15 protein-coding genes and 2 tRNA genes are annotated in these 15,362 nt (G+C 65.2%); 6 read left to right on the forward strand and 11 right to left on the reverse strand.

Going from position 1 to position 15,362, the window contains the following annotated elements:
• Positions 1-4 precede the first annotated feature (4 nt).
• Positions 5-805, reverse strand: a complete 801-nt coding sequence (locus F4Y72_09330; protein MXZ28492.1) for an enoyl-CoA hydratase family protein — start codon at positions 803-805, stop codon at positions 5-7.
• On the reverse strand, positions 802-3,087 hold the full coding sequence (locus tag F4Y72_09335) for a bifunctional salicylyl-CoA 5-hydroxylase/oxidoreductase (protein ID MXZ28493.1): 2,286 nt from the start codon (positions 3,085-3,087) through the stop codon (positions 802-804). Before F4Y72_09335 ends, F4Y72_09330 begins: the two co-directional genes overlap by 4 nt.
• Positions 3,088-3,153: 66 nt before the next feature.
• Between F4Y72_09335 and F4Y72_09340 the strand changes: the two genes are divergently transcribed.
• From F4Y72_09340 to F4Y72_09360, 5 genes are all read left to right on the forward strand, one after another.
• Positions 3,154-4,665 carry an NAD(P)-binding protein gene (locus F4Y72_09340; GenBank protein MXZ28494.1) on the forward strand — a complete coding sequence of 504 codons (1,512 nt, stop codon included), beginning with the start codon at positions 3,154-3,156 and terminating at the stop codon, positions 4,663-4,665.
• 99 nt (positions 4,666-4,764) lie between these two features.
• On the forward strand, positions 4,765-6,018 hold the full coding sequence (locus F4Y72_09345; GenBank protein ID MXZ28495.1) for a DUF1015 domain-containing protein: 1,254 nt from the start codon (positions 4,765-4,767) through the stop codon (positions 6,016-6,018).
• Positions 6,008-6,208 carry a hypothetical protein gene (locus F4Y72_09350; GenBank protein MXZ28496.1) on the forward strand — a complete coding sequence of 67 codons (201 nt, stop codon included), beginning with the start codon at positions 6,008-6,010 and terminating at the stop codon, positions 6,206-6,208. Before F4Y72_09345 ends, F4Y72_09350 begins: the two co-directional genes overlap by 11 nt.
• A 94-nt stretch (positions 6,209-6,302) precedes the next feature.
• Entirely contained in the window at positions 6,303-7,208 is a 906-nt protein-coding gene (locus tag F4Y72_09355) for a DUF1838 domain-containing protein (protein ID MXZ28497.1), read from the forward strand.
• Between the two features lie 23 nt (positions 7,209-7,231).
• Entirely contained in the window at positions 7,232-8,272 is a 1,041-nt protein-coding gene (locus tag F4Y72_09360; protein MXZ28498.1) for an NAD(P)-dependent alcohol dehydrogenase, read from the forward strand.
• 17 nt (positions 8,273-8,289) lie between these two features.
• Here F4Y72_09360 and F4Y72_09365 read toward each other — a convergent pair.
• The 9 genes from F4Y72_09365 to F4Y72_09405 all read right to left on the reverse strand — a co-directional run bounded on the left by F4Y72_09365 (position 8,290) and on the right by F4Y72_09405 (position 14,466).
• Positions 8,290-8,366 (reverse strand) — tRNA-Met (locus F4Y72_09365).
• A 2-nt stretch (positions 8,367-8,368) separates the two neighbouring features.
• Positions 8,369-8,444 (reverse strand) — tRNA-Thr (locus tag F4Y72_09370).
• A complete protein-coding gene (locus F4Y72_09375; protein MXZ28499.1) occupies positions 8,435-9,265 on the reverse strand; it encodes a type III pantothenate kinase in 831 nt (276 codons plus the stop codon). The genes F4Y72_09370 and F4Y72_09375 overlap by 10 nt, the downstream gene beginning before the upstream one ends.
• Positions 9,220-10,011, reverse strand: coding sequence for a biotin--[acetyl-CoA-carboxylase] ligase (locus tag F4Y72_09380; GenBank protein ID MXZ28500.1), 792 nt, complete (start codon positions 10,009-10,011; stop codon positions 9,220-9,222). The genes F4Y72_09375 and F4Y72_09380 overlap by 46 nt, the downstream gene beginning before the upstream one ends.
• 11 nt (positions 10,012-10,022) lie before the next feature.
• Positions 10,023-10,673 carry a glycerol-3-phosphate 1-O-acyltransferase PlsY gene (plsY, locus tag F4Y72_09385; protein MXZ28501.1) on the reverse strand — a complete coding sequence of 217 codons (651 nt, stop codon included), beginning with the start codon at positions 10,671-10,673 and terminating at the stop codon, positions 10,023-10,025.
• A 6-nt stretch (positions 10,674-10,679) separates the two neighbouring features.
• On the reverse strand, positions 10,680-11,327 hold the full coding sequence (locus F4Y72_09390) for a glutathione S-transferase family protein (GenBank protein ID MXZ28502.1): 648 nt from the start codon (positions 11,325-11,327) through the stop codon (positions 10,680-10,682).
• Complete coding sequence (locus tag F4Y72_09395) at positions 11,324-12,022, reverse strand: thiol:disulfide oxidoreductase (GenBank protein MXZ28503.1); 699 nt, start codon at positions 12,020-12,022, stop codon at positions 11,324-11,326. Before F4Y72_09395 ends, F4Y72_09390 begins: the two co-directional genes overlap by 4 nt.
• A gap of 30 nt (positions 12,023-12,052) precedes the next feature.
• Complete coding sequence (locus F4Y72_09400; protein ID MXZ28504.1) at positions 12,053-13,255, reverse strand: FtsX-like permease family protein; 1,203 nt, start codon at positions 13,253-13,255, stop codon at positions 12,053-12,055.
• Entirely contained in the window at positions 13,255-14,466 is a 1,212-nt protein-coding gene (locus tag F4Y72_09405; GenBank protein MXZ28505.1) for an FtsX-like permease family protein, read from the reverse strand. The genes F4Y72_09400 and F4Y72_09405 overlap by 1 nt, the downstream gene beginning before the upstream one ends.
• Positions 14,467-14,562: 96 nt before the next feature.
• On the opposite strand from F4Y72_09405, the gene F4Y72_09410 reads away from it, so the two are divergent.
• Positions 14,563-15,312 carry a queuosine precursor transporter gene (locus F4Y72_09410; GenBank protein ID MXZ28506.1) on the forward strand — a complete coding sequence of 250 codons (750 nt, stop codon included), beginning with the start codon at positions 14,563-14,565 and terminating at the stop codon, positions 15,310-15,312.
• Positions 15,313-15,362 lie beyond the last annotated feature (50 nt).

A 15,362-nucleotide genomic window follows, 5' to 3' on the forward strand; every position in this document is an offset into this window, starting at 1 on the left:
CCGGTCAGTCTCCCCTGAATTCCGGTCGCTCGCGCTTCACGAATGCCTCGTAGGCGCGCCGGAAATCACCGGTCTGCATGCAGATGGCCTGCGCCTGCGCCTCCGACTCGATCGCAAGATCCAGCGGCATGTCCCACTCCAGGTTGAGCTGGTTCTTGGTGATCGCGTGCGCGAAGTTGGGACCGGACGCGAGTTGCCCGGCCCACTCCAGGCTTTCGTCCAGAAGCCGTTCCGGTTCCGCGAGGCGGTTGAAAAACCCGGTTTCCCGCGCCTCGTCGCCGCTCATCGAACGTCCGGTCAGCAACAATTCCGTTGCCCTCCCCTGCCCGATGATGCGCGGCAGCAGCGCGCAGGCCCCCATGTCGCAGCCCGCCAGTCCCACGCGGGTGAAAAGGAAAGCGGTCCGGCTACGCGCCGTGCCGACCCTTAGATCGGCGGCCATGGCGATCGCCGCCCCGGCCCCCGCGCAAATGCCGTCGACGGCGGCGATGACGGGCAGGGGGCAGGAGCGCATGGCCTTCACCAGGTCGCCGGTCATGCGTGTGAAGTTCAGGAGATTCGTCCCGTCCATTTCCAGCAGCGGGCCGATGATCTCGTGCACGTCTCCGCCGGAGCAGAAATTGCCGCCGGCGCCATGTATCACGACTGCGCGCGGCTCCGCATTGCGATCCAGCGACCTGAAGGTGTCCCGGAGTTCCGCATAGGAGTCGAACGTCAGCGGGTTCTTGCGTTCCGGGCGATTGAGCGTAATGACGGCCACGCGCCCACGCAATTCCATCAGGAAATGCTCGGGACTGAAGTTCATATGTCCGCTTCCTGCAACAGTGCCGCCCGGGCCGCAAGGCGCTCGGCCTGTTCTTTGCCCGACAGGTATTGTATGGGCCAATGCTGCCGGCCGTGGCCCAAGGCCGTGGAGGCGTGCAGCGTCCAGTACGGGTCGCTGAGATGCGGCCTGGCCAGCGCGCACAGGTCGGCTCGGCCGGCGGCCAGGATACTGTTGACGTGGTCGGTCTCGTAGATGTTCCCGACCGCGATCGTTGGCACGCCGGCCTCGTTGCGGATCCGGTCCGAGTACGGCGTCTGGAACATGCGGCCGTAGACCGGCCGCGCGCGGGTGGAGGTCTGTCCCGCCGATACGTGAATGATGTCCGCGCCGGCCGCGGTCATGGCGCGCGCGATCTCAACCGAATCCTCGCCGGTCACGCCGCTCTTGACCCAGTCGGTGGCCGAAATCCGCACCGACAGGGGCCGCTCGTCGGGCCAGATGCCGCGCACGGCTTCCAGCACCTCCAGCGGGAACCGCAGGCGGCGCCTGAGCGACCCGCCGTATTGGTCGCGGCGCCGGTTGGACAGCGGAGAGATGAACGAGGACAGCAGATAGCCGTGGGCGCAATGCAGCTCCAGCCAGTCGAAGCCGGCCTCAATGCCGAGCCGGGCCGCTTGCCGGAATTGTTCCACGACCTCGTCCATGTCGGCGCGGGTCATGGGGCGGGGAACCTGGCCGCCACGCCGGTAGGTTTTCTCCGATGGCCCCATCACCGGCCAGTTCCCGGATTCCAGCGGCTGGTCCATTCCGTCCCACATCAGGCGGGTGGAGCCCTTGGGGCCCGAGTGCCCGATCTGCAGTGCAATACGGGCCTCGCTGTGTTCGTGCACGAAGTCGACGATGCGCCGGTAGGCATCGGCGTGTTCCCGGCGGTACACGCCGGCGCAGCCCGGCGTGATCCGCCCCTCGGGAGACACGCAACTCATTTCGGTGAACACCAGTCCCGCGCCGCCCTGCGCGCGCGACCCCAGGTGCACGAGGTGAAAGTCGCCTACGGTTCCGTCCACCGCGCTGTACATGTCCATCGGCGCCACCACCACGCGGTTGGACAGTTCCAGGTCCTTGATTCGAAAAGGCACGAACATCGGCGCGACCGCGCGTGCGCTGCCCGTTTCCCGCCGGCTGTACCAGCGCTCCATCCGCTTGAGCCAGCGGCTGTCGCGCAGCCTCAGGTTCTCGTGGCTTACCCGCTGGCTGCGGGTCAGCAGCGAATAGTTGAACTGCTGCGGCGCGAAGCGCGCATAGCGGGGCACGTTCTCGAACCACTCGGTGGAATTGCGCGCCGCCGACTGCAGCTTGATCACCTCCAGCCTGCGGCTCTCCTCGTATTCCTGGAGCGCCTCGTCGGTGGCGCCGCCGCCGTTGAGCGCCTCGGCCAGCTCGATGGCGTCCTCCAGCCCCAGCTTGGTGCCGGAGCCGATCGAGAAATGGGCTGTGTGCGCCGCGTCCCCCGCCAGGATCAGGTTGCGGTAGCGCCACTTCCCGCAGTGCACCCGGCGGAAGTTCAGCCAGGCGTGGCCCTCGATATGGCCGGCGTTGCTCACCAGCCGGTGTCCGCCCAGATGTCGCGCGAATATCTTTTCCAGCGCCCGGCAGTTCTCCTCCTGGCCCATTTCGCCGAACCCGAGCCGCTCCCAGGCGCCCGAGCTGCACTCGGGGATAAAGGTCGAAAAACCGTCCTCGAAGCGGTAGGCGTGCGCCCAGATCCAGCCCTCCTCAAGTTCTTTGAATATGAAGTTGAAGGCCTCGAAGTGCTTTTGCGTGCCAAGCCACTGGAAGTAATTGGGCCGGGTCTGGATCTCCACGTCGAAGTGCGGAGCGTAAGCCTGGCGAAAGCGGCTGTTGACGCCGTCGGTGGCAACGACTAGGTCGTGGTCGCGATACAGGTCGAGGTCCGGTTCCGCCTCGGTTTCGAAGCGCAGTTCGGCGCCCAGTTCAGAAGCCCGGCGCTGGAGGATGCGCAGCAGCCGCTTGCGCCCGATTCCGCAGAAGCCGTGACCGCCGGACAGAAGCTTGCGGCCCCGAAAGTGCACCTCGATGTCGTCCCAGTGGGTGAACCGCCCGCGGATTTCGCCGGCGGTCTTTGGGTCGTTTTCGGTCAGGTTGTCGAGCGTCGCGTCGGAAAACACCACGCCCCAGCCGAAGGTGTCGTCGGGCCGGTTGCGTTCCAGCACCGTGATTCGGTGACTCGACGAGCGCCGCAGCATCGAAATGGCCAGGTACAGCCCGGTCGGTCCGCCGCCCGCAATCAATAAGCGCATCCGCTCAGTTTATCCGCTACGCGGTATCGGGCGCGACGGTCCGGAGGGCCTTATACTCTTGCGTCCATCCCAACGAGGAGGAGGCGGGAGACAGTGAGGAAATTCAATCGGCGGGACGCGGTAAAGGGCATCGGCGCCACCGCATTCGTGCTGGCCGGCTGCGGCCGGAGCCCCAGCAACGAAGACAATGCGGCTGCAAACGGTAACGGATTGCCGGCGACGGACAGCGATGTGATCGTGATCGGCGCCGGGCTGTCCGGCCTGCAGGCGGCGCGGCTGCTCGAGTCGGAAGGCCTGAGCGTCAAGGTGCTGGAATCGCGCAACCGCGTGGGCGGGCGGGTCCTGTCCTACCGGCATATACCCGGTTCGCCCGAAGCCGGAGGCACGAGTTTCGGGGCCGGCTACGCGCGCCTGATGCAGGTCATCCAGGAGCTCGGCGTAGGGCTGGTGAACCTGGACGCGATGGTCGAGTTCTTCCGCGTGCGCACACTGGCCCTGAATGGCGAGATCATTCCCATGGAGGAATGGCCCACGCACGCATTGAACCCGCTGCCCGAGCAGTCCCGCCAGTTCCCGCCCTGGGCCTACCTGAATTTCAAGATGTTTACGAATAACCCGTATCCCACGACGCCGGATTGGGTATCGCCCGAGTTTGCTCACCTCGACGTGTCGCTGCGCGAATACCTGACCGGTCAGGGCGAGACCGATGCCGTTGTCGATCTCTGCTACAACAACAACCCGGGCTGGGGCAACAACGCCGACGAGGTGTCCGCCGCACTCGTGTTGTTCGCGATGCGGTTCGGGGCCGCTGTGGAGGGGTTTACCGGTCCGGACGGCGGGTCCGCGTACACGGCTGTGAACGGCAACCAGTCGATACCCGAGGCCATGGCCGCTGCGCTGAACTCGGAGGTGCTGCTGGAGCGCCGCGTCACGGGCATCACCGATACCGGTTCCCGCGTCGAAGTGCATTGCGAGGACGGCAGCCGTCATTACGCCGGCCGCGTGGTCTGCTCGCTCCCATGCTCCCTGCTGCGTCATCTGAACCTGGAGCCCGGGCTTGAAGGATTGCAGGCCGAGGCGGCACAAAACGTCGATTCCCAGATACTCAACCAATTGCACATGGTCGCGAAGCGTCCCTTCTGGGAGGACGACGGCCTTTCGCCCAACATGTGGACCGATTCGCTCGCCGGAATGGTGGTCGGCGAGCGCAAGGGCGACACGCCGGACGAAGTCACCAGCCTCACGAGCTGGACGCGCGGCGCGCTGGCGGTGGAGCAGGATCGATTGTCGGACGATGAAGCCGCCGCCCATATCGTTGCGGACATCGAGCGCCTGCGCCCGGCCGCCAAGGGCCAGCTTGAGGTCATGGCCTACCAGTCGTGGTACAACGATCCCGACTCGGCGGGCGACTGGGCGGTCTGGAAGCCGGGCCAGGTCATGAAGTACGCACCCGAGGTGGGCAAGCAGCATGGCCGGGTGCACTTCTGCGGCGAACACACGGCCGTGGCCAACCGCGGCATGGAAGGAGCGCTGGAGTCCGGCGACCGCGTCGCCTTCGAAGTGCTCGACTTGATCTGATTCCCATGATCGAAACCCGGGAGCGAGGTCATGCCCCTCGCGGCGTCCCGCCCGCACTCCTGATACGCGGTAAATGAGCGCTTCGGCCTGGTCCCCTGCATGCTTGAGGTAGCACCTTTCAGCGCATTGCGTCCCTCGCCGGGACAGGCTTCCGAGACCATCGCTCCGCCGTACGACGTAGTGAGCATTGACGAAGCCCGAGCACGAATCGCCGGTCGGCCCCACGATTTCTTCCGCCTTTCGCTGCCGGAGGCTGCCATGTCCGACTCCGACAACAGCGGGCCGGAGCAGCACTACGCCAAGGCGCGTCGGACGCTTGATGAATTCCTGGCGAGCGGCGTGATCGCCCGTGATGCCAAACCGGCCTATTACCTATATCGGGTACGGAGCGGGGACCATGCGCAAACCGGAATCGTGCTGCTGGTTTCGGTGGAGAGCTATCGCGCGGGCACGCTGCGCCGCCACGAACTGACCCGTCCCGACAAGGAAACGGTGCGTTCAAGGCTGATCCAGGCGCTGGAATCGCAGACCGGGCTGGTCATGCTGGCGCACCGCGCGCATGAAGGCCTGGCTGCGCTGATTGCCGCAGCAACGCAGGTTGCCCCCGATTGCGAAGCAACCCTGGAGCAGGGCGGTGCGGTTACCGAGCACAGCGTCTGGGTGGTGGATGACGAGTCCTCAATGGAGCGGATCACGAAGGCGTTTGCCGATCTGGGCGAGTTGTACATCGCCGATGGCCACCACCGCGTTGCCGCGGGCAATCGGGCCGCGGCGGCGCATGATGGACGGCCCGAAGCGCAGTGGCTGATCGGGGCCACCTTTCCTGCCGACGAATTGAGGATCCTCGACTACAACCGTGTCGTCTCGGGCCTGAACGGGTACAGCCCCGCGTCGTTCCTTGAAGCGTTGTCCGCCTGTTTCGAGGTGACCGCTTCGCCAGGACCGGCACGACCCGCTCGATCCCGCGAATACGGACTCTACCTGGACGGCAACTGGCACCGGGCGCGGCTGCGTGCGGGCCTTGCGCCGGAAGACGATCCCGTCGGCAGCCTGGACGTAAGCCTGCTGGGGAAACATCTGCTGGCGCCGATTCTGGGAATCGAGGATTCGCGTACCGACCCGCGGATCGACTTCGTGGGCGGCGCGCGTGGTCTTGAAGAACTGGAGCGGCGCGTGGACGGAGGCGACGTGTCGGTTGCCGTAGCGCTCTACCCCACGCCCATGCAGGCCCTGATGGACGTGGCGGGCGCCGGCGAGATCATGCCGCCCAAGTCCACCTGGTTCGAACCCAAGCTCGCCGACGGATTGTTGGCCTATAGTTGGGCCACGGAGGTGACTGAAAATGTCCGATGAAAACGCTCTGGCGGAAGCCAACGAGATCGATGATGAAGTGAAGTTCGCGCCGGATGCGGCGCCTTTTATCGAGCGCATTCCCGGCTTTGTCCGCGGCGTGGCGCTGAAGTCCATGATCGCCAAGGCCAAGGAGAAGGGCGTCACTCTGATCGACGGCGCGTTCATGGACGAGAACAACCCCATGAAGTAGCCCTGGAAGCGAGGGCATCTCGCCCTCGAAAGAGGCGCGCTATCATCCATCCCCGCCCCATAGGCATGCCACAAGTTAGGGAGAGGAGGGACAAATGGGACAATTTGCATTGAATCGGCGCGAAGCCATTTTGGCGGGCGCCGGAACCGCGCTGACGGGCGGCGTGCTTACCGGATGCGCGGCCGAGACGCCGCTGGATCTGGAACTGGACCTCGAAGACCCTGCCGTCCGCGCCCGCGTGCGCGCCAAGGTATCGGGTTCCGCCGCGGAGGAAACGGTCTACAGGTTCTACCGCCTGCATCTCTACGCCTACATGAACGACGGCAACCTCATACCGCTGTTCACGATGAATAACCTGAACGTCACGCAGTGCAGTCCGCTGGAGGACAACCAGTACGCATTCAAGGTGTTCGAGTGCGGCGTCTATTGCAAGTTCGACACGGACGAGGTGCTGGAGTCCTGGGAAAACCCGATTACGGGAGAAGTCAGGGAGCCCTGGACGTTCCTCGGCGGACCGCTGAATGTGAAAATGGGTCCCGACGGGGTGGAGACTCCGCCGGAGGCCACGGTCCACCCAACGCCCCTGCGCATGGAAACATACGGCGGCATGGTCTTCGTGCCCATTGCCTCGCATTTTTCGTATCCCAGCCCGTTCGACCCGGAAGAATGGCCGAAGGAATCGCCCGGCCGCACCCACTACTGGGATTCCCTGTTCGTCCACGCCGCAAGGCTGGAGGACGTGGCCAATCCGGAAATCAACAACGCGCCGGCCTTCTGCCAGTTCCAGAACCTGGTGAGCTGGGGACCGTGGGTCGGCATGGGCGGCCACGAAGGCCGCAGTTACGGCCGGGCCTACGGCACAAAGCTGGCCAGCATCGACGAACTACCGGCCGGGGCCCGGAAGTCGCTGGAACTGAAGGCGCCGAAAATCTTCGACGTGGAGAACTGGACCGAGTACCACGACTACATAGAGGAATACAAGGACACCTACGGGTCGTAGCCGCGCGGGAACGGGCGCGCGCCATGAAAGTCTTTGAAATAGGGGACTACAGCGAGGGCCTGGCCCTGCATGCGGTTGAGCGGCCCGAGCCCGTTCCCGGCCACGGCGAAGCGGTCATGCGGGTGCGCGCCACCGGCATCAACGCCCGCGACCTCACCATCATGCACGGCAGTCTGGGCAAGACCGTCATGCCTTATACCCGCGTCCCGCTGAGCGACAATGCCGGCGACATCATCGCGGTCGGCGCCGGCGTGGGAAACGTCCGGGTCGGCGACCGGGTGACCATGAGCCATTACTGGCAATGGCTGGACGGCGACTGGCACGCGTCCATGTCGGAACAGGACTACTCCGCCACCGTCGACGGTTTTCTCGCCGAGCAGGTCGTCGTGCCGGCGGCGGCGCTGATCAGGCTGCCCGACAGCCTGAGTTACGAGGAGGCCAGCACCCTGCAAAGCCCGGGCCTCACTGCCTGGAACGCCGTGGTGGAAGCGGGTGCGGCCAGGGCCAGCGATACGGTCCTGACCCTGGGTTCCGGCGCGGTGTCCGTGTTCGGAATGCAATGGGCCAAGATGCTGGGCGCGCGATGCATCATGACGTCATCGAGCGACGCGAAGCTTGCCCGCCTGAAGGAACTTGGCGCCGATCTCGGCGTGAACTACCGCACCAGCCCGGACTGGCCCGCGGAGGTGCTGGAACTCACCGATGGCGAGGGCGCGGACATCATTCTCAACAATGTGGGTTTAGGCGAAATGGAGAACTGCCTGATGGCCGCCGCCTCCAACGGCCGCATCATGCACATCGGCGCCAACCCGGTGGTCCACCACCAGGAACCGCAGGAGCCCCCGGTCCTGACGAAGCTGCCGAACCTCATTCTCAAGAACCTCACCGTTAGGGGCATCATCGTTGGCAGCCGGCGCATGTTCACGGACCTCATCCGGGCCATGGTCCGCAACGACATCAGGCCCGTCATCGACCGCGTCTTCGACTGGGACGACATCTACGACGCGATCGACTACATGCAAAGCGGCCAGAAGATCGGCAAGATCGTCATCCGGGTCACGTAGCGCCACGTGCAAGAAAGTGGTGGTGATGGGTGGGCTTGAACCACCGACCTGCGGGTTATGAGTCCGCCGCTCTAACCAGCTGAGCTACATCACCACTGGTGCCGGAAGAGGGACTTGAACCCGCAACCTTCCGCTTACAAGGCGGGTGCTCTACCAGTTGAGCTATTCCGGCCCGACGCGCAATTCTAACGCGAGCGCGGCCAGCCCGCGCAGCACCAGGTCCGGCGTCAATCGCGCTTCCGGCAGTTCGCCAGTGGCTAGCAGGGCGTCGGCGCCTCCGCCGGTCAGGAGCAGTGCCGGTGAACCCCCTCCCTCGCTTGCCAGCCTTTCCATGCCCGAGCGGATCATGCCCAGTTGCGCCGCCAGCGTTCCTTTCTCCATGGCTTCGGCGCTGTCGGTGCCGGGTGCGAGATCGCCTGACCGGCCGGCATGGTCCCTGAGCCTCAAGGCGAGTCCGGCCGTTCCCTTCGCCATGGCGGCCAGGCTCATTTCCCGGCCGGGCGCGATATAGCCGCCCAGATGCCGACCGTCGGCCAGCAGCAGGTCCAAGGTCACGGTGCTACCCGCGTCGACGATGCAATAGTCGGCGGGGCCCAGCGCGTGCGCGCCGATCAGGGCCGCCCAGCGGTCCGCGCCCAGGTTCAGGGGGTTGGCGTAGGCGGCGGTGACGCCGCAGGCGGAGGCTTGCGCCTGCACGAAAACAAGTTCGACGGACAGTCTTTCCCGCACCAGTCCGGCCAGCTTGCGTCCAAGTTCAATGCCCGCCACGTTGCAAGCCACCGCGCCGGCTATCGCCTCTTCGCCATCGAGGAAAGACAGCCCGGACAGCCCATCGCCGGTGCGTACGGCGCCCGCGCTTTCAGGTTCCTTCCCATCGCCGGGCAGCCAGGCCCACTTGATCCGCGTATTGCCCAGATCGATCAGAAGGACACGTGAAGAAGCGGCGTTCACAAGCGGATCTCCGCTGACAGGATGCGCCGTTCGCCGCCGGATTCCTCAAGCAGCAGGGCGCCCGACGAATCGACTCCGGTGGCCGTGCCCACGTGCGTATCGGCGCCGCTTCGTGCCTCGATTCGCTTTCCCGCAAGCCAGTCGCGCCGTTTCCAGTCGTCCGTCCAGCGGCCGAAACCGTCGACGGGATGCGAATCCAGCACTCCTGCAATCGCCGTGATCATGGCGACCGCCAGGTCGTTGGTCTCGGGCGCTTTCTGCAGATTGAGCTCCGAAAGGCCGGCCGGGTGCATGCCGCCCGCCCCGGTGACCAGCTTACGCTGTTCTTCGTTTACCCGGATGTTGATGCCCAGGCCCGCAACCACGCGGGTTTCGGCTCCGCCTTGCGAGGAGGTCTCGACCAGGATGCCGCCCAGCTTGCGGTCCTGCGTCACCAGGTCATTGGGCCACTTCAATTCCACGCGGTCGGATACGAAGGCCTCCAGGCCTTCGGCAATCGCGACGCCCAGCGCCAGGGCAAGGGAACCGTCCGGGGGCTTCGGCGCGGTCCGGCTCACGCTTAGCAGCAATCCGGCGCCGGACGGCGAATGCCAGCTCTTTCCGTTCCGCCCCCGCCCGGCGCTCTGATGGCCGGCGAGGCATACCGCCAGGCTGCCGGCAGTCGGCGTATCCGGAACCTGCAGCAACCGCTCGTTGGTGGACGGCAGCGAATCGTGGATTTCGAGCAGCGTGATTTGCCGGAGCAATGCCGGATTGAGCGCTCCCAGCAGTACGTGCCGGTCGTACAGGACTTAAGGCCCTACCCGCCGCTCTTGAACCAGTGATCGACCCGCACCTTCCTGAAACTATGCTCCGATCCGTCGAGCAGGTTGCGGATATTGTCGCGGTGCGTCAAAACCGTGAACGCACCCGCCGCGGCCGCCAGCCAGAACAGTTCCGGCGGCGCCTCGGGCATGAAGAAAGCAAGGAACACGGGCGCCGAAACGGCCGCCACCATGGTCGCCAGTCCCACGTAGCCGCTGAGGATCATCACGATCACCCAGACGGCCAGCACCGCGCCCACCAGCGGCGCGTGCAGCACCAGGTACGAGCCGAGCAGCGTGGCGAACCCCTTGCCGCCCCGGAACTCGTGCCAAAGCGGATAGCAATGCGCCGCGGTCACGGACGCTCCCGCGGCCACCTGGACCCAGGTCAGCGAAAACGTCGGGTTCTCCGCAAACGAGTAGGCCAGCGTGGCGAGCGGGCCCACCGCCAGGATCGCCTTGCCCACGTCGCCGACCATGACCGCCAGGGCAAACCAGAATCCCGCGGCGCGCAGGGCATTGGTGGCGCCGGCGTTGCCGCTGCCCGTTTTGCGTACATCCAGGTTCCGGAGCTTGCCCAGCGTCAGGCTGAAATTGATCGAGCCGATCAGGTAGGCGAAGACGAGGGATAGGCCGAGTTCAAGCATGCGTCGTCACGCCGCTCCGTGGAGGCTGGGACGTTCGGATACGCGGGCGTGCCAGGCGGCCAGCTCCGCACGGTCTTCCAGCACGGCGAGATCGAACTTGCTTGCCATTCGTGCGGCCATGTCAACGGCCACCCGCAGCGTGATGTCGGCGATCGTGAATCGGTCCAGCGCCAGGTAGTCGCGGCCGGTCAGCCGGCGGTCCATGAAATCCAGGAAGTGCCGGGCGCGCTTGCGGCCCCGCTCCACCAGTTCGGGAATCTGGGCGTAGGCCACAGGACCCGGCAACGCATGGTCCCTGAAGTTGTTGATCCTGTTGCGGAGGGCTTCGGCGAGCCCGGGCATGCCTTCCTGCTCGACGATGTGGTTCCACATCAGCACCTGCGCGCGCTCGTCGGGACCTGATCCGAACAGATTGGGCTCCGGGTACAGATCCTCCAGATAGTGGCATATGGCAACGCACTCGCTGATGCGCGTGCCGTCGTCAGTCTCCAGCACCGGCACCTGGCAGAGCGGGTTGACCTCCCGGTACTCGGGATTCAATTGCTCCTTCTTGACCAGGTCGACCTCCACGCGCTCCATCTCCAGGCCCTTCTCGGCCAGAAAAATGTGCAGGCGCTTCGGGTTGGGCGCATGGGCGTAGTCGTACAGCTTCATGCCTTCTCCAGTGTCTTCTTGCCCGTTTGACCATAAAGCATCTTGCGCTGCTCCTCGGTCAGCGGCTTGTCGGACCGCAGTTCCCTGCCGACATCCATTCCACGCTGCAGTGCCGGACGTGCGCGCAGCCTCTCGATCCAGGCAGCCACCCGAGGCAACTCTTCGATGCTCTGGCCGAGCCTCTCGTAGGGGGCCGCCCAGGGATAGCAGGCCATGTCCGCGATCGAATACTCGCCGGCCAGGTAATCGCGGTCCCTGAGCCTGCGCTCCATGACCGCCAGCAAGCGTCCGTACTCGGTCGTGTAGCGCTCGGTAGCGTACTCGTGCTTGCCTTCCTGGTAGATGAGGAAGTGGCCCGCCTGGCCGGCCATGGGCCCCAGCCCGGCCATCTGCCAGAACAGCCATTGCATCACGTCGAAGCGCTGGTGCGTATCCGTGGGCAGAAAGCGCCCGGTCTTGTCGGCCAGGTAAACCAGGATGGCGCCCGACTCGAACACCGAAAGCGGGCCGCCGGTCGCGTCGTTGTCGACGATCACGGGCATCCGGTGGTTGGGGTTCAGCGCCAGGAACTCGGGCGTGAACTGGTCGCCCGCGCCGATATTGACCGGCTTGATGTCGTAAGGTAGCCCGCACTCCTCGAGCATGATGGCGATCTTGAAGCCGTTGGGCGTCGGCCAGTAGTAAAGATCAATCAAGTTGCTGCTCCTCTTGTGTAAAAAAGGGGGTTATTCGGCGCGCAGCGCCAGCACCGGGTTCATGCGCGCCGCGCGCACCGCGGGCGCCACGCCCGCGAGGATTCCGATCAGCACCGCGATCATCAGGGCTGCAATGGTATAGGCCACCGAAATACTGACCGGGATGACCGGGAACAGCGCGCTCAGCAGCCAGGCCGCGCCCTGGCCCAGGGCCAGTCCGAGCAGGCCGCCGGCGGCTCCTAGCGCAAGCGCTTCGGCCATGAACAGGCGGCGGACCTCGCGACGCCGGGCCCCCAGCGAGCGAAACAGGCCGATCTCGAAGATGCGCTCCTGAACCGAGATGGTCATGATCGTGAAGATGCCCACTCCGCCCACCACCAGCGATATGCCACCCAGGGCCGCGACCGCCGAAGTGATCGTGCTCAGAATCACCCGCATGGTGCTGAGCATCTGGTCCTGGGTTGTTATCGAAAAGTCTTCCGAACCGTGCCGCGCGATCAGCAGGCGCGTGATGTCGCCCTCCACCTCGCTGGCCGGCCGGTTTTCGTCGTAGCGCACGTCCACTTCCTGCACGCCCAGCATGTTGTAGATTTCCATCGTGTGCCTGACCGGCACAAAGATGATGTCGTTCATGTCGAAGCCGACCGTGGTGCCGGCATCGGCGAGCACTCCGACCACCCGGAAGCGCTGCCCGGCAACACGGATGTACTGTCCCAGCGCGTTGTCCGCTCCGAACAGTCGGCGCTTCATTTCGCTGCCCAGTACCGCAAGCGGACGCGAGGCCTCGAAGTCCTCCTGCGGCAGGAACCGGCCCGACGCGACTTCCAGCGAGAATATCTCGGGAAGGCTGGGGCCGGTCCCCAGCACCGTCACGTCGCGCTTGATGCCCTCGCGTTCCGCTTCCGCAAATCCCATGACCGCGGGGGCAACGGCCTTGACCGAACTCAGTCGCCCGATCGCCAGCGCATCGTCCAGGGTCAGCGGACGCACCGTATTGGTGTTCAGCCCGGGGGGTCCGCCGATGGTGACGGTCTTTCCGGGCGTGATGACCAGGAAGTGCGTTCCGAAGCGAGTGGCTTCGGTCTCCATGAATTCATACATGCCCTCGCCGATGGACGTCAGCAGAATCACGGCGGCCACGCCGATTCCCGTGCCGAGGGCGGTCAGCAGCGTGCGCAGACGATGCATGGACAGCGCGCGCAAAGCCAGGCGCAACAGGTCAACGGGACTCATCAGATGCGCCCTCTCAGCGCCTGCACCGGGTCCAGGCGGGCCGCCTTGCGCGCGGGCAGCGCTCCGAACACCAGGCCGCTGCCCACGGCGGTAATCACCGCCGCCAGCACGGCCCACCAGGGCGGCCGGATTTCAATGGCCGGGAACAGTTGCTGCGCGAACCAGATCAGCAGGTAACCCAGTCCCAGCCCGCACACGGTCCCGATTACCGCAAGAAGCGCGGCCTCGCCGATAAACAGGCGCATGATCTGGCGGCGGGCTGCTCCTATGGCCATGTAGAGGCCGATCTCCGACGTCCGCTGGCTGACCGCTACCAGCATCACGTTCATGATCAGGACCCCGGCCACGATCAGGCTGATCCCGGCGATACCGCCGAGTGCGGCCGTAATCGCGTTGAAGATGCCGTCGAATACCGACAGGACCGCGTCCTGGGTGATGGTTATGAAATCCTGCTTGCCGTAATGCTGTTCCTTCAGGCGTTCGGTGAGCCGGCGGATGACTCCGGGCACCGACTCGCGGTCGCGGGCCTGGACCATGATGTTGGTCAAGGCTTCGGTATTGAACATGGTCGCCGCGAAAGCCACCGGAACCACGACGATCTCGCCCACGTTGATCCCGATGCTCTGGCCCGTATCGGCCAGCAGCCCCACGATCCGGCAGCGGGAGTCTCCGAGCCGCAGCCAGGTGCCCAGGGCGGGTTCGGAGCCATACAGTTCCTTGACCAGCAGTTCTCCCGCCACGCACACCGGGGAAATGCGGTCCATGTCCATGCGCGGGAAGAAAGTTCCGGCACTCAGGTCGAGCCCCCGGATGTGGAAATAGTCCCGGGTGGTGCCCATCACGAACGATTCCCGTTCCTTCCCGCCCCGCGAGGCGGGCAGGGCACCCATCATCATTGGCGCCGCCTTCATCACGCCCGGCACGCGCATCACCACTTCCGCGTCGCGGTAGGTCAGGTCGCGGGGAGCCTCACCGGAAAAACCGAACGGGTTGGAGCCGGATTCGCCGGGATTGCCGGGCTGCACGATGATGAGTTCGGTCCCCAGGATCCGGAATTCGCCGGTAACGAACAGGCGGCCCGCTTCGCCCAGCGCGGTCAGCAGCAGCACCGACACGATCCCGATGGACGTGGCGAGCATCATCATGGCGGCGCGCAGCCGGTGACGGAACATCGAGCGCGTCGCCATCAACAGCAGGTCGTTGGTTTTCATTTGCCTGGGTTTTCGTGGGCAGATGAATTGTGCCTCATGTGGCTTGATGACGCCGAACGGTTACAGTAGCGGCTTCCGATTGACCGGGGCCCCACCATGTTTGCCGGATTCGAACAACTCCTGCAGGAACACCAGGCCTGGCTGTGGTTCCTGACGGTCATGCTGGACCTCGGGTTCGCGATCCTGCTGTACCGGTTCTTCGGGCGCTACGGCCTCTACGGGGCCATCGTCCTGAGCCTCGTCATGGCCAATATCCAGGGTCCGAAACTCACGACCGTCATGGGCCTTGAGACCAGCATGGCGGTCATCCTTTACTCCAGCATCTTCTTCGCCACCGACCTCCTGAGCGAGAAGTTCGGCCGGCGGGAGGCGCAGCGGGCGGTCCTGCTGGGGTTTGCCGTCAGCGTGATGGTGGTGGTGATCAGCCGGGTGGGTTTGTTCTATGCGCCCACATCCGATCCGGACACGGCCGCGTACGCCTTGAGAATGCACGAGGCCATGGCGGCGCTGTTCGACTACACGCCCCGCTTCGTGTTCGGATCGCTGTTGGCCTATCTACTGAGCCAGAGCTTCGACGTGTGGGTGTTTCACCGGATTCGCAAGGCGACCGGCGTGAAGCATCTGTGGCTGCGCAACACCGGCTCCACACTCCTTTCGCAGGTCGTGGACACGCTGATCTACGGCCTGGTCGTGTGGTGGGGGATCGTCGATCTCGTGACCGCGCTGCAACTGGCCGCGGCCAAATACGTATTCAAGTTCCTGATCGCCGTGATCGACACGCCGTTCATCTACTGGGCCCGGACCTGGAAGCGGACCGGGCTCGCGCGCGCCGCGGCCGAGCGTTAAACGCCCGGTTCCTTTTGCGGAGTCTCAATGGCGCGCGCCCATCCCGCCGG

The organism is Gammaproteobacteria bacterium, from assembly GCA_009838035.1.
Classification (GTDB): domain Bacteria; phylum Pseudomonadota; class Gammaproteobacteria; order Steroidobacterales; family Foliamicaceae; genus Foliamicus.

Coding starts and splice junctions, on each gene's coding strand:
- F4Y72_09330 (MXZ28492.1), bottom strand. CDS start 805: ATGAACTTCAGTCCCGAGCATTTCCTGATGGAATTGCGTGGGCGCGTG.
- F4Y72_09335 (MXZ28493.1), bottom strand. CDS start 3,087: ATGCGCTTATTGATTGCGGGCGGCGGACCGACCGGGCTGTACCTGGCC.
- F4Y72_09345 (MXZ28495.1), top strand. CDS start 4,765: ATGCTTGAGGTAGCACCTTTCAGCGCATTGCGTCCCTCGCCGGGACAG.
- F4Y72_09350 (MXZ28496.1), top strand. CDS start 6,008: ATGTCCGATGAAAACGCTCTGGCGGAAGCCAACGAGATCGATGATGAA.
- F4Y72_09355 (MXZ28497.1), top strand. CDS start 6,303: ATGGGACAATTTGCATTGAATCGGCGCGAAGCCATTTTGGCGGGCGCC.
- F4Y72_09360 (MXZ28498.1), top strand. CDS start 7,232: ATGAAAGTCTTTGAAATAGGGGACTACAGCGAGGGCCTGGCCCTGCAT.
- plsY (MXZ28501.1), bottom strand. CDS start 10,673: ATGCTTGAACTCGGCCTATCCCTCGTCTTCGCCTACCTGATCGGCTCG.
- F4Y72_09390 (MXZ28502.1), bottom strand. CDS start 11,327: ATGAAGCTGTACGACTACGCCCATGCGCCCAACCCGAAGCGCCTGCAC.
- F4Y72_09400 (MXZ28504.1), bottom strand. CDS start 13,255: ATGAGTCCCGTTGACCTGTTGCGCCTGGCTTTGCGCGCGCTGTCCATG.
- F4Y72_09405 (MXZ28505.1), bottom strand. CDS start 14,466: ATGAAAACCAACGACCTGCTGTTGATGGCGACGCGCTCGATGTTCCGT.
- F4Y72_09410 (MXZ28506.1), top strand. CDS start 14,563: ATGTTTGCCGGATTCGAACAACTCCTGCAGGAACACCAGGCCTGGCTG.